General features: G+C 68.4%; 11 protein-coding genes. 9 read left to right on the top strand and 2 right to left on the bottom strand.

Features of this window, described 5'->3' with window-relative positions:
* Window positions 1–190: 190 nt before the first annotated feature.
* From PQI66_RS13955 to PQI66_RS13930, 6 genes are read left to right on the top strand one after another with little or no spacing between them, the layout of a single operon-like run.
* A complete protein-coding gene (locus PQI66_RS13955; RefSeq protein ID WP_339999125.1) occupies window positions 191–3,343 on the top strand; it encodes a DUF4040 family protein in 3,153 nt (1,050 codons plus the stop codon).
* Window positions 3,340–3,768 carry a sodium:proton antiporter gene (locus PQI66_RS13950; protein ID WP_339999124.1) on the top strand — a complete coding sequence of 143 codons (429 nt, stop codon included), beginning with the start codon at window positions 3,340–3,342 and terminating at the stop codon, window positions 3,766–3,768. Before PQI66_RS13955 ends, PQI66_RS13950 begins: the two co-directional genes overlap by 4 nt.
* Window positions 3,768–5,426, top strand: coding sequence for a monovalent cation/H+ antiporter subunit D family protein (locus PQI66_RS13945; RefSeq protein ID WP_339999123.1), 1,659 nt, complete (start codon window positions 3,768–3,770; stop codon window positions 5,424–5,426). The genes PQI66_RS13950 and PQI66_RS13945 overlap by 1 nt, the downstream gene beginning before the upstream one ends.
* Window positions 5,426–6,589 (top strand): Na+/H+ antiporter subunit E, encoded by a 1,164-nt coding sequence (locus PQI66_RS13940; protein ID WP_339999122.1) that lies wholly within the window; start codon window positions 5,426–5,428, stop codon window positions 6,587–6,589. Before PQI66_RS13945 ends, PQI66_RS13940 begins: the two co-directional genes overlap by 1 nt.
* On the top strand, window positions 6,586–6,864 hold the full coding sequence (locus tag PQI66_RS13935) for a monovalent cation/H+ antiporter complex subunit F (protein WP_038545955.1): 279 nt from the start codon (window positions 6,586–6,588) through the stop codon (window positions 6,862–6,864). The genes PQI66_RS13940 and PQI66_RS13935 overlap by 4 nt, the downstream gene beginning before the upstream one ends.
* A 9-nt stretch (window positions 6,865–6,873) precedes the next feature.
* Entirely contained in the window at window positions 6,874–7,311 is a 438-nt protein-coding gene (locus tag PQI66_RS13930; RefSeq protein WP_339999121.1) for a Na+/H+ antiporter subunit G, read from the top strand.
* Between the two features lie 93 nt (window positions 7,312–7,404).
* On the opposite strand, the gene PQI66_RS13925 is transcribed toward PQI66_RS13930, so the two are convergent.
* Window positions 7,405–8,286, bottom strand: coding sequence for a GDSL-type esterase/lipase family protein (locus PQI66_RS13925; protein WP_339999120.1), 882 nt, complete (start codon window positions 8,284–8,286; stop codon window positions 7,405–7,407).
* A gap of 129 nt (window positions 8,287–8,415) precedes the next feature.
* The gene (locus PQI66_RS13920) at window positions 8,416–10,053 is read right to left on the bottom strand and encodes a catalase (protein WP_339999119.1); all 1,638 of its coding nucleotides are present in this window, start codon (window positions 10,051–10,053) and stop codon (window positions 8,416–8,418) included.
* A gap of 279 nt (window positions 10,054–10,332) precedes the next feature.
* Here PQI66_RS13920 and PQI66_RS13915 point away from each other — a divergent pair, with 279 nt between their 5' ends.
* From PQI66_RS13915 to PQI66_RS13905, 3 genes are read left to right on the top strand one after another with little or no spacing between them, the layout of a single operon-like run.
* Complete coding sequence (locus PQI66_RS13915) at window positions 10,333–10,989, top strand: RNA polymerase sigma factor (protein WP_445228040.1); 657 nt, start codon at window positions 10,333–10,335, stop codon at window positions 10,987–10,989.
* Complete coding sequence (locus PQI66_RS13910) at window positions 10,986–12,353, top strand: TIGR01777 family oxidoreductase (RefSeq protein WP_339999117.1); 1,368 nt, start codon at window positions 10,986–10,988, stop codon at window positions 12,351–12,353. Before PQI66_RS13915 ends, PQI66_RS13910 begins: the two co-directional genes overlap by 4 nt.
* Before the next feature lie 10 nt (window positions 12,354–12,363).
* The gene (locus PQI66_RS13905) at window positions 12,364–13,383 is read left to right on the top strand and encodes a ferrochelatase (RefSeq protein ID WP_339999116.1); all 1,020 of its coding nucleotides are present in this window, start codon (window positions 12,364–12,366) and stop codon (window positions 13,381–13,383) included.
* The last annotated feature ends 139 nt before the right edge of the window (window positions 13,384–13,522 follow it).

Genomic DNA, 13,522 nt, shown 5'->3' with positions numbered 1-13,522 from the left:
ACGGAACCGCCACTACTGCAAAGTGCTGCCCGTACCCGTGTCCGACACGCCTGTTAAACTTGTGACGTCGCATGAGGTGACCCGGGTTCCGAGCGGACCCGCCGGTCGTCCGGCCCGTGTCGGGCGGACATCCTTCGGGACCCCTGAGGCGTCTACCGAGTCAGAACAATTGTGAGGTGTTGGTGAGACCGTGACCTTGATCGTCGTTCCTGTGGTGCTTGCCATAGCTCTCGCACTGACCCCGGTCCTGGTCAAGACTCTCGACCGCAACGCCGGTTGGCCCCTGGCCGCGGTGTTCCTCGGGTTGGCCACCTACGTCCTCTCCCACGCCGGGGACGTCCTCGACGGGCGGGACTCCGTCTTCTCCGCCACGTGGATCGAGGGCATCGTCCCGGGCGCGGGCGGCGACGGGGCGAACCTGGAGTTCGCCCTGCGCATGGACTCGCTCGGCATGTTCTTCACCCTCCTGGCCCTGTTGATCGGTTCAGCGGTCGTCGCCTACTCCTCGCGGTACCTCCACCGCGGGGAGCACGTCATGAACTTCTACGTGCTGATGACCGCGTTCATGTTCTCGGTGGTGCTGCTCTTCCTCGCCGACGACGTCTCCGTCCTCTTCATCGGCTGGGAACTCGTCTCCCTGGCGTCCTTCTTCCTCATCGCCCGCGCCGGCCACACCGGCGAACCCGGTGCCGTGCGCACCCTCATCCTCACCTTCACCGGCGGGCTCAGCCTGCTGGTCGCCCTGGGCGTCTCCGTCGTGGCCACCGGCACCACCAGCATCTCCGGCATCATCGCCAGCGACGTCTGGGGTCAGGACGCCTCCCTCACCGCGACCGTCGCCGTGCTCATCGCCCTCGCCGGGTTCTCGAAGGCCGCACAACTGCCGTTCCACGTCTGGCTCCCCGAGGCGATGGCCGCCGCGACCCCGGTCTCGGCGTTCCTGCACGCCGCCGCCGTGGTCAAGGCCGGTATCTACCTTCTGCTGCGGTTCTCCGGCATCTTCTCCGACGTCCTGGTCTGGAACCTGATGCTGATCATCGCGGGCATGTCGACGGCCGTGATGGCCGCGGTCTTCGCCTACCAGCAGACCGACCTCAAGCGCCTGACCGCGTACTCCACCGTCTCCCAGCTCGGCTGGATCGTCGCGACCATCGGCATCGGCACCCCGTTCGCCCTCGCCGCGGCCGTGGTCCACACCGCCGCGCACGCGATGTTCAAGTCCTCGCTGTTCATGATCATCGGCGTCGTCGACCACCAGAACGGCTCCCGTGACATCCGCGAACTCGGCTCCATCTGGCGCCGGATGCCGGCCACCTTCACCGCCGCCGCCGTCGCCGCAGCCAGCATGGCGGGCATCCCCCCGACCCTCGGCTTCGTGTCGAAGGAGGGCATGCTCGAGTCCTTCACCGAGTCACCGCTGGTGCCGTCCTGGGAGATCGTCCTGCTGGTCGCCGCCGGCATCGGTGCCGTGGCCACCTTCATGTACTCCGCGAAATACCTCATCGGCGCCTTCATCGACACCGGCTCGGCCGTGGACGGCGCGGACGTCGTCCCCGTCGACGAGGTCAAGGAGGCCCCGGCCTCCTTCTGGTTGCCGGCAGCCATCCCCGGTGTCCTCTCTCTTCCGGTCGTCCTGTTCCTCACCTCCGTGAACTCCCCGCTGGACTCCGTCGTCGGATCCATCGGTTCCGGCGAATCACACTCCCACCTGGCCCTGTGGCACGGCTTCGGGATTCCGCTCTACATCACCGTCGCCGTCATCGTCGTCGGTGCCGTCCTCGTGGCGCTGCGCCACCGGGCGTACACGGACTGGATGGAGGACCACCGGCTGTTCCCCTTCACCGGCAACGAGTTCATCGCCTTCACACTGCGCATGGCCAGCCGGTGGGGACGACTCGTCAGCCGGCTGGGCAACGCCCTCAGCCCGAACACCCACCTGCTGTGGATCTTCGTGATGATCCTCGTCCTCACCGTCGCCGCCTTCTTCGGCCCCGGTGGCCTGGAGCAGCTCGGCGCCCTGCCGCCGCGGGTCGGCGGCATCGACAACATCACCGACATCGCCGGGCTGCTCATCATGTTCCTCGTGACCATGGCGATCATCTCCACCCGCTCGCGGATGGGCTCGGTCATCCTCGTCGGCGTCGCCGGCGCCGGTGTCTCCTGGATCATGCTGACGCTCGGAGCGCCGGACGTGGCGATGACCAACCTCATGGTCGAGTTCATCGTCACCGTGTTCCTCATGCTCGTGGTCCGGCACCAGCCGCGTCTCTACCTCAAGGAGGGCGAGAACCGCACGAAGTTTGCCGTCACCCTGGCCGCGGTCGTCGGTCTGGTCGTGTTCATCGGTGTCTGGCTGCTCATCGGCCGTCACCCGCGCCCCGAACTCGCCCAGTGGTACATCACCGAATCCCCGGAGGTCTCCGGCGCGAACAACATCGTCGCCGCAATCCTCGTCGAGTTCCGTGCACTGGATACCCTCGGTGAGCTCTCCGTGCTCGGCATGGCGGGCATCGTCATCGCCGCGATCGTCGCCTCGGTGCCGAAGTCCCCGGTGCCGGGCTACGGCCCCGGTTCCACCGCCGAGCTCTTCCGCAAGGAAGGCTCCACCAAGTTCCCCGACGTCCACAAGGTCCCCGAGCTCGCACCGTTCTACTCGAAGTACCTGCGCAGCACCCACCTCAACTCGATTCTGGGTCGTCAGGTCATCTGGCCGTTCCTCGCCGTGCTCGTGGTCTACTCCGCCGTCACGCTCTACCGCGGACACCAGGCACCCGGCGGCGGCTTCCTCGCCGCCCTGATGCTCGCCCTCGGCCTGGTCTTCTGGTACCTGGTGCAGCCGAACGCGAAACGTATCGGCGGCGCCGACCTGGGGTACCAGTTCGTCGGCGGCGGCATCGTGCTGGCCCTGGTCACCGGGCTCGTCGGCTTCTTCGAGGGCAGCTTCCTGGCACCGATCCACTTCTACATCGGCTCCGAGCACTTCAGTTCCTCCCTGTTCTTCGACGGCGGCGTCTACCTGGCGGTGATCGGCATCGTCACCATCGTGCTCAACTCCCTGGGCGGACGGGACCGGCCCGGTGCCGAGGCCGGGAAGCCGTCCAAGGCGAGCCCCGTCGAGTCCTCGAAGTCGATGTCCCAACGGCCCGAGCTCCAGGCGATCGCCGGCTCGAAGGTCGCGGTCACCGCCGGGGGATCCGCCATCCCGCTGAACCCGTCGGCCGTCGCCGAAGAGCAACGCAGGAAGGCGACGAAGAAGAAACAGGGCCGACAGGACCAACACGACCAACCCGACCCCGGTGACAACGCCGGCAACGACACAGGAAAGGACGGTGACAACCGATGATCATCGCGGCAATCATCGCCCTCCTCGTCGCCGCGGGCGTGTACATGGTGATGCAGCGTGGCATGGTCCGCGTCATCATCGGCACGACGCTGATGAGTCACGGAGTCAACCTGCTCCTCCTCGCCGCCGGCATCGGCGCCTGGCGCTCCGACCCGCTGGCGGACCGGACGCTTCCCGCGGAGTCCGCCGACCCGCTCCCCCAGGCGTTCGTCCTGACCGCCATCGTCATCTCGATGGCCACGACCGCCGTGCTCCTCGCCCTCGCCGCCCTCGGTCGCGACGACGACACCCGTTCCGGTGAGGACGTCCAGCGCGCCCGCCGCGAGTTCCGCACCCTGGACACGGTCGGCCGGCGCTCCGCCCACCGCATCCACGAAGACTCAGCCCAGGCACAGCGCCGCCGCGACCGAGAGGTGGACTACTGATGAACCCCGACACCGTCGGACCCCTCCTCGCGCTCTTCGTCGTCGTCCCGTTGATGGCCTCCGGCATCGCCGCGATCCTGCCGTGGAGCCTCCCCCGTCGCGCCCTCGGCCTGCTGGTCCCCGCCACCGGTCTCGTCGGCGGTGTCCTGCTGCTGACCCAGGTCTCCGGCGGGGGCGAGACCACCGTCGTCGCCGACAACATCGGCTCCTTCGTCGGCGGCGTCTCCATCCCCCTGGCCGCCGACACCCTGTCTGCGGTGATGATCGTGGCGACGTCCACCGTGGCCCTCACCGCCAACTGGTTCGCCGAAGCCGTCGGTGAATCCCGGGCACGGTTCTACCCGGCGATGACCTTGATGCTGCTCTCCGGTGTCTGGGGCGCGTTCCTCACCGCTGACCTGTTCAATCTCTTCGTCTTCATCGAGGTCATGCTCATGCCGTCCTTCGGGCTGCTGGCCATGACCGGCACATGGGCCCGCCTCGCTGCAGGCCGGACGTTCGTCCTGGTCAACCTGGTCACCTCGTTGTGTCTGCTGTCCGGAGTAGCCCTGGTGTACGCGGTCGTCGGCACCACGAACATGGCCGCCCTCGCCGGGGCCGCCGGGGAACGTGGGGCAGACGGGTTCGCCGACGGCATCTTCGGCACCCAGTGGCAGCTGTGGCTCGCCCTCGGCATCGTCCTGATCGCCCTCGCCGTCAAGGCCGGCGCCGCCCCGGTGCACACCTGGCTGCCCCGCGCCTACGGCTCCACCTCCCCCTCGGTGATGGCGCTGTTCTCCGGTCTGCACACCAAGGTCGGTGTCTACGCGATCCTGCGGGTCTACATGACCGTCTTCGAGGGCGACCAGCGCTGGGCCCTTCCCATCCTCGTCTTCGCCGTCATCGGCATGGTGATCGGCGGGTTCGCCGCCCTCGGGGAGACCACCCTGCGTGGCGTGATCTCCTACCAGATGGTCAACGGCATCCCGTTCATCCTCGTCGCCCTGGCCTTCCTCGGCGGCAGTGCCGAGCTGATGCTCTCCGCCGCGATCTTCTACATGCTCCACCACATGATCACCGCCGGAGCGATGATCATGGCCGCCGGCGCCATCGAGGAGACCTACGGCACCGGACGCCTGCGACGGCTCTCCGGCCTGATGCGCCGCGACCCGCTGATCTCCGTCGTCTTCGCCGCCGCAGCGATGTCGTTGATCGGGTTCCCGCCGTTCTCCGGGTTGTGGGGCAAGCTCATGCTGGTCTTCGCGATGGTGCGTGACTCCGGCCCGATGGTCTGGGTCGGGGTCGGTGCCGTGGTCATCGCCTCCGTCGGTGCGCTGCTGAGCATGCTGCACGTCTGGCGGAAGTGCTTCTGGGGCAAACCGATGGACAAGCAGGACATGGACCCCAGCCTGGCCGTCAGCGCCCGGCTCACCTTGCCGGGCGCCACGATGATGGTCATCAGCGTCGGCATGTTCCTCTTCATCGGGGTGTTCACCCAGATCACCGAGGACGCCGCCGCCTCCCTCACCGACACCACCGACTACGTCCACACCGTGCTCGGTGACCCGGATGACGCGGTGGGCGTCGTCCTCCCGTCCGAACAGTACGGCCTGGCGCACACGGAATCCGGATCAACCACCGCCGCAGACGCGGCGGCCGCCACGGAAGGAGCGCGGTGATGGGACTGAAGAACGTACTCCACCAGATCGGCCACGGGGCCTCCTACTCGGTCTGGCTGGTCGGGCAGATCGTCAAGGAATCGACGATCATGGCCTACGACACCTTCACCACCGGTCGTCACATCGCACCGGTGATGATCTACTACCCGCTGCGGCTCACCCGGGAACGTGACATCGCGGTCTTCATCGCCTCAATCACCATGACCCCCGGCACCCTGGCCCTCGGTGTCACCGGCCCCAAGGAGGTCGACGAAGACGCCGCGGCGGGCAAACGCAACCTCAACGACGCCAGTTCCGTGGCGACGTCCGAGTTCCGTACCCACGGGCTCACCCGGGTGCAGCGCTTCCTCGCCGTGCACGCCATGTACGGTGCCGACCCGCAGGAACTGCTGCACTCCCTGGCCGTCATGGAGGCGAAGATCTCCCCGTCGGTGCGCAAACGCAAGATCGAGTTCGACGTGGAGCACCTCGTCGAGCGCGGTGTCCCCGGCCCCCGCGGCTACCGCGGCAACCGTGGTGGACGTGCCAGCGAGGACGGCGTCTTCGACGTGGAGAAGGTCGACTCGACCCCGCACGCCGCCGCCTTCGTCGCCGCGATCATGCGGCAGGACGACAGCCTCGACGTCAACGACCTCGACAGTCTCTCCCGCGAACAACGCGAGAAGATCGCCAAGGCCAACGCCAAGAAGGCCGCCGAAGACAAACGACGCCGGATCGAGGCCGAGGAGCAGCGGCGGCGCCGGAAGCTCGCTGAGGAGCTCAGCCCGCCCGCGCTCGACCTCGACGACCAGAACGCCCGAGGCGACGGCGGAACCGAGGACGTCGACACCGGCGATTCCGAGGCCGGCATCGACCCGGCACGCGTCGCCCCGTCACAGGACGGCGGCATCTCCGCGCTCTCCGAGGCCGCCGAGAGCACCCCGGCGACCGGCGGCAGCCGGGCGTCCCGCAGCGGACGGCGTACGTCGCCGATCGCCTCGGTGGTCAACGCGCTCGAGGTGCGTTCCCGGCTGCCACAGCCGGACCTGGACCTCAGCGGCCGCCGGGGTCTCCCCGGGACACCGCTGTCACGGCTGCGGGGACGCCACGGGCACCCCCGCACCGACCACACACCCCCAGAGACGCCGGGCGAGAGCGACAAGAGAGAGGACGAGTCGAAGTGACACCGACACAATTCCTGTGGATCTTCGCCGGGATGGCGGCGGTCATCATCGCCGCCGCCATGGCACTGGTGCTCTGGCGGGCCGTCTCGACCCGCAACGACGCCCGACGTGCCGTCCTGGCCGACATGGTGTTCCTCACCATCATCGCCGGGTTCCTCGTGTACTGCCTGTTCTACAGCTCGTCCATCACCTACGACGTCGTACTGCTCGCCGGGCTGGGCGGCGCGATCAGCACCATGGCCTTCGCCCGGATCATCACCCGGGGACGCAGGTAGGAGAAGAAGATGCTCACAGAATCGATGCTCACACCGTCACAGTCCACCGTCCACCTGCTCGCCGCCGAGGCGGGTGTCGTCCGGGAGACCAGCGAAATCGGGTGGATCCCCGCCATCATCGTCAGCATCCTGGCCGTCGTCGGTGCCCTCTACGTGCTCGTCTCCGCGGTGGCCATGTACCTCGCGCCGGACGCGCTGAGCCAGGTCAACATGCTCGGTCCGGCCCTCGGCATGGGGCTGCCGCTGCTCGTCGCGGCAGACTTCGTGAACTCGTGGGCCACGGAAGGCTTCGTCGTCGGCTACCTCGTCCGCGGTATCGTCGCGATCCTCGCCCTGCTCGTGGTCCAGGCGGTGGGTTCCTACGTCATGGGACGCGCCTTGCACGCCACCCTGTGGGACCATACGGTGCCGCTGTCCGGCGGCGAGCGCGCCAGGGAGACCAACTAGCACCTCCCCGGCTCTCCCCTGACCCGACGACCACAGGAAAACCCCCGCCGCGGCGGGGGGTTTTCCTGTGTGGCGGGGATGACCACCGCCGACTCAGACGTGCGGTGCCACGGTCTCGGCGAGGAACTGCGAACCCCGTTCCGAGGGGTGGAACATCATGGTGTAGTTCGGGGTCGTGGTGTCGATGATGCCGGCAACGTAACGGTCGGCGTCCGGGGCGCAGGTGTCATGGCCACGGGCAGGGTCGATGACCTCGACGTAGGTCGCGCCGATGTCGTCCGCCGCCGTGCGCTGATTGTCCCGGTTCCAGTTCTCGATGTCACGCAGGACCGGGATCGGCAGACCCGCCGGCATGTCGGGCACCACGTTGACCGCACAGAACATGCTGCTCTGCCTGTCCACGGTCGGCAACGCACCGGACACCACCAGCGTCGCACCCGGGGCCACCGAGCGGATACGTTCGGCGGCGCGCGACATGTTGGTCCGGTAGTTCGCGGCGACGGACGCCGGATCCAGGATGTTCACCCCGTCGGCGACGGCGCCGAAGGGGCCCCAGTCGTTCATTCCGACCGCCATGACCACCGTCGAGTCGTCGGTGACCTTGCCGGCGCTGATCGCCTGGTTGACGCGGTGCAGCATCGTCCCCGAGGTCACCCCACTGCAGGAGTAGTCGTCGACGTGCTGTCGGGTGACCGCCGCCAGTTTGCGGGGGAAGTTGTCCGGTGACTGCAGGCACCCGGCGGTCTGCGGGTAGTCCGCCGCCCAGTCCCCCACGGATCCCGGCACACCGTTGAGCGTGTTACGGACGAGGTCCGGATTCGCCGTGAAGGAGTCTCCGAGGGTCACGACGTTGCCGGTGTCCGCCTGGGCGGCAGGAGCGAGGGCCGCGCCGAGCCCCAGGGCCGTCAGCAGGGAGGCCCCGACAGCCCGGAGACGGGTACGGGCAGGGGTATGGTCAGGGGTACGAGATGACATGTCGCTCCTCGCTGTACTTTCACTGAGACGAAGGGTGGTCTGACCACCACCCTATCGACAAGACTCAGCGAGGATTTTACTCAGGTTAACCTCAGTCATTCGGAGGGGAACCCGAGGAAGGGCTCAGCCCTAGCTCTGCTTGAGCTCGGTGTAGATCTCCTTGACGCGGTCGCGCAGGTTCTCGTCAACCTTGCCCCAGTAGGTCCAGCACTGCCCCTCGACCTGCTCGGACACCCCCTGCATCGCGCCGGCGATGTTACCCGCCAACCGTTCACGGGCCGCATCGTCCAGGACGTTGCGGACGAGGTTGCCGGGCTGGACGAAGTCGTCGTCCTCCGCATGGCGGATGTAGGCCCCGCGGGTGAGGTCGCCACCGTAGTTGTTGTCGAAGAGTCCGAGGTCGTCCGCCGGCCCGGTCGCGGACTCCTGCCCACGTCCGAACCCGTAGGCCGACTGGCCGGGCTCCACACCCTTCTCGACGGCACCGGAGCCGTCGGACACGTCCGCGGTTCCTTCACCGCGCTCGAAACGGTTCGGCGAGTAGACCGGCGTGCCGTCGGCGGGGAACTCGTAGGCGGCCGCACCGTCCTTCATGGTGTAGAAGTTGCGCTCCTCGACCACCGGACGGTTGACCGGCAGCTGCGGGTAGTTCGCGCCCAGCCGGTAACGCTGGGTGTCGGCGTAGGCGAACGCACGGGCCATCAGCATCTTGTCCGGCGAGAATCCGACCCCGGGGACGATGTTGGACGGGGCGAACGCCGCCTGCTCGATCTGCGCGAAGAAGTTCTGCGGGTTCGCGTTGAGCGTGAAGTGTCCGACGTCGATCAGCGGGTAGTCCTGCTGCGACCAGGTCTTGGTCAGGTCGAAGGGGTTCCAGCGGTAGCCCTCCGCCTCGTCCAGCGGCATGATCTGCACCTTGACGTCCCAGGTCGGGTAGTCGCCACGCTCGATGGCCTCGTAGAGGTCTGCACGGGAGTGGTCGAAGTCGCCGGAGCCGACGACCTTGCTGGCCTCGTCGTCGGTGAAGAACTCCCAGCCCTGACGGGTCTTGAAGTGGTACTTCACCCAGAAGCGCTCGCCGGAGGCGTTGATCCACTGGTAGGTGTGGGAGCTGAAGCCGTCCATGTGGCGGAAGTCCGTGGGGATCCCGCGGTCGCCCATGAGGTAGGTGACCTGGTGGGCGGATTCGGGGCTGCGGGTCCAGAAGTCCCACTGCATGTCCGCGCTGCGCAGGCCGTTGGTCAGCCGCTTCTGGGAGCGGATGAAGTCGGGGAACTTCATGCCGTCACGTAGGAAGAACACCGGGGTGTTGTTGCCGACGATGTCGTAGTTGCCGTCCTGCGTGTAGAACTTCAGCGAGAACCCGCGGACGTCGCGCACGGTGTCCGGGAAACCCTGCTCGCCGGCGACGGTGGAGAACCGGGCCAGCATCGGGGTGACACGTCCCTGCTGGAACACGTCGGCCTTGGTGTACGCCGAGACGTCCTCGGTGACGGTGAGCTCACCGAAGGCACCGGATCCCTTGGCGTGGACGTTGCGCTCCGGGATGCGCTCACGGTTGAAGTGGGCGTGCTTCTCGACGAGGTGGACGTCCGTGAGGGCGATCGGCCCTTGCTCGCCGACGGTGACCGAGTGCTCCTCGGTGGTCACGGGTGACCCGTTGGCGTTGGTGGAGTGCCCGGAGTACGGGCAGACGCCGCGGTGGGCGATGTCCTCGGAGCTGGGGGAGCCGGAGGCTCCGGTGGTGCGGTTGTCGTCGGTACTCATGTGTAAGACCCTCCTGGAGGCTGCCGTGGGGTGCACGGATCGCGCACGTGTCAGTCGTGGATGACGGCGGGGCGCACGGTGGTCGTGATCGTCGGTCACGCAGGGCACGGTGCCGTCAGTTCCCGTTATACACGCGACAGTTCAGGCTCGCACTATCAATTCCCCCCGATTGAACGGTAAAGGTTATTTGTGAGGTTGGCGCGATAGCGATACCGACAGAATCAAAGGTCACCGGGCCGCAGGGACGGTGCTAGACTGCGGACCGTGCGAAGAAGATCGCTGCCCCCAGCACGCGACGACAACCGTCAGGCAGGCCGTCAGGACGGCCGGAACGGCGATACCGCCGTGACCGACCTCGCCCTGCGCGCCGCCGGCGGCGACCGGCAGGCCCTCACCGACTTCATCGAAGCCACCCACGACGACGTCTGGCGCCTCCTGGCACATCTCGCGGACGCCGACCGTGCCGACGACCTCACCCAGGAGACCTACCTGCGCGCCCTCAGCGGTCTGCCACGGTTCGCCGCCCGGTCGTCGGCCCGGACGTGGCTGCTCTCGTTGGCCCGGCACACCTGGGTCGACAGCGTGCGCCACGACATGGCGCGCCCCCGTAAGTCCGCCGAACAGTGGGAGGACGCCACCGAGCTCACCACCTCCCCGGACACCACCGGGGGCCAGACCTGGGCGGAACTGGTGGACGCCCGCGCGATGCTCGACAACCTCGCCCCCGACCGTCGCGAGGCGCTGATCCTCACCCAGATCCTCGGCCACACCTACGCCGAGGCCGCGGACATCTGCGGGGTCCGGGTCGGCACCATCCGCTCCCGGGTCGCGCGCGCCCGGGCAGACCTGCTCGCCGCGTCCGGACGCAGCTCCGACGACAGCGTCACAGACGGCACCGGCACAGCTGACGGGCCGTCCCTACACTGGGGTGCGTGACCCACCGCTACCACCAACACCTCCCCTTCCCCCGCCAGGACGTCTGGGACTGGCACGCCCTCCCCGGCGCGGTGACCCGACTGACCCCGGGCTTCTCCCGCCTCGGGGTCACCGCCGAAGCATCCTCACTGAAGGACGGGACCACGGTGTTCTCCCTGCCCGGTGGCGTACCGGGTCTGCGGTCCTGGCAGGCACGGCACCAGCCCGGGGACTACGTCGACGGCCGCCTCTTCGTCGACGTCTGCGACAATCCGCCGCTACGTCAGCTCGTCCGCTGGCGGCACTCCCACGCCTTCCACGACGACGACACCGCGACGTCCCGCGGCACCCTCCTCACCGACACGGTGCACTGCACCGCTCCGGCGGCCCTGCTCGACCGGGTCTTCGCCTACCGCCACCGCCAGCTCAGCGCCGACCTGGAACACCGCGCACGCATCGGCGACGCCTCTGCCAGTGGCCACCACACCGTCGCGGTGACCGGGGCCACGGGACTGGTGGGGACCCGACTGGTCGCGCTGTTGCGGTCACTGGGCCACACCGTCATCCCCGTGTCGCGCTCCCCGCTGCCCGGCGAACCGGACGCCCGCGTCTGGGACCCTGACTCCCCCGCCCCCGACCTGTTCGACGGCGCAGACACCGTCGTCCACCTCGCCGGCGCGTCCATCGCGGGACGCTTCACGGAGAAGCACAAGGCCGCGGTCCGCGACTCGCGCATCGGCCCGACGCAGCGGCTCGCCGAACTCGCTGCGGCCACCGACGGCGTCAGGTCGTTCGTCTGCGCGTCCGCGGTCGGCTTCTACGGGCACCGGCGCGCGGGACGGGTCGGTGAACGTGCCGGTGCCGGCGAGGGATTCCTCGCCGAGGTCGTCTCCGACTGGGAGGCCGCCTGCGGTCCCGCCGCCAACGCCGGCCGCCGCGTGGTGAACGTGCGCACCGGGCTGGTCATGGCCGGCGGCTCACCCCTGCTCACCGCACTGGGGGCGTCGAGTCGACTCGGCGGCGGGGTCCTGGGCACCGGTCGTCAGCACTTCCCCTGGATCTCTGTCGACGACCTCGTCGACGTCTACGTCCGTGCCGTGGTCGATGAGACGCTCTCGGGGCCGGTCAACGCCGTCGGACCGCAGATGATCACCAACGCCGAGTTCACCGACACCCTCGCCGACCTGCAGCGGATTCGGGTACCGCTGAGCCTTCCCGTCCCCGCGGCCGCGCCGGCGCTGCTCCTCGGGGTCCAGGGTGCCGAGGAGCTCGCCCTGGCCGACCAGAACGTCGCCCCGTCGGTCCTCGAGGACACCGGGCACGTCTTCCGCCACCCCACCCTGCGCGCCGCCCTCGTCCACGAGTGGGGACTGCCCGACGAGTAGGATCATCGGCATGGCTGAGTCTGGCATGTCTGGCACCACCGCCCGCAGGGCGCTGCTCGTCCTCTCCTTCGGAGGGCCCGAGAAGGAGGAGGACGTCGTCCCCTTCCTCGAGAACGTCACCCGGGGACGTGGCATCCCCCGGGAGCGGCTCGTGGAGGTCGGCGAGCACTACTACCGCTTCGGCGGCAAGAGCCCCATCAACGACCAGAACCTCGAGATCATCGACCACCTGCGCGCCGAGATCGCCGACCGCGGTCTCGACCTCCCGGTGTACTTCGGCAACCGCAACTGGGAACCCTATGTCGAAGACACCACGAAACAGATGGTCGCCGACGGGATCACCGAGGTCGTCGTGTTCGCGACGTCGGCCTGGGGTGGCTACTCCGGGGACATCCAGTACCGGGAGGACATCGAGCGTTCCCTGCAGTCCTGCCGGGACGCCGGAGTCACCCCGCCGACGATGACGAAGATCCGCCCGTTCCACGACCACCCGCTGTTTCTGTCGTCCTTCGCCCGCCTGGTGGACGAGGCGCGGTCGTCGCTGCCGGCCGAGGCGCAGCAGGACGCGCGCCTGCTGTTCACAGCCCACTCTGTCCCGCTGTCCGCCGACGAGGCGTCGTCCGTCGACACCACCCACCGCTACTCCGGGCAGGTGCTCACGGCCGCACGGGAGATCCGTGCGCTGAGCAGCTTCGCCTCCGACGGCGACGACGGCACCGACGTCGAGCTGGTGTGGCAGTCGCGGTCGGGTCCGCCGCACATCCCCTGGCTGGAGCCGGACATCTGCGACCACCTGGAGGAGACCGTCGCCGACGGGGATGGTTCAGTCGGCGACCCCCGTCCGATCGTGCTGGTGCCGGTCGGCTTCATCTCGGACCACATGGAGGTCATGTGGGACCTGGACAACGAGGCCGCGAACACGGCCGCCGACTTGGGCGTGACGATGGTCCGCGCAGCAACTCCCGGGCCCACCCCGGAGTTCACAAGGATGGTGCTCGACCTGGTGGAACAGACCGGTCAGCGCCCCTGACCCTCTCCCCTCCGAACCACTCCCGCTGCCGCCGGGACGACACCTCTGTCATAGCGCCCCGTCCGCGCCTCCCACCCCGCAGAAAAACCTGGACCCGTGCACGTTCAGACCACTGACACGTGCACGGGCCCAGACTTTT

Source organism: Corynebacterium sp. USCH3 (genome assembly GCF_037619475.1).
GTDB lineage: Bacteria > Actinomycetota > Actinomycetes > Mycobacteriales > Mycobacteriaceae > Corynebacterium.
This window is presented reverse-complemented; position numbering and strand designations above follow the sequence as displayed.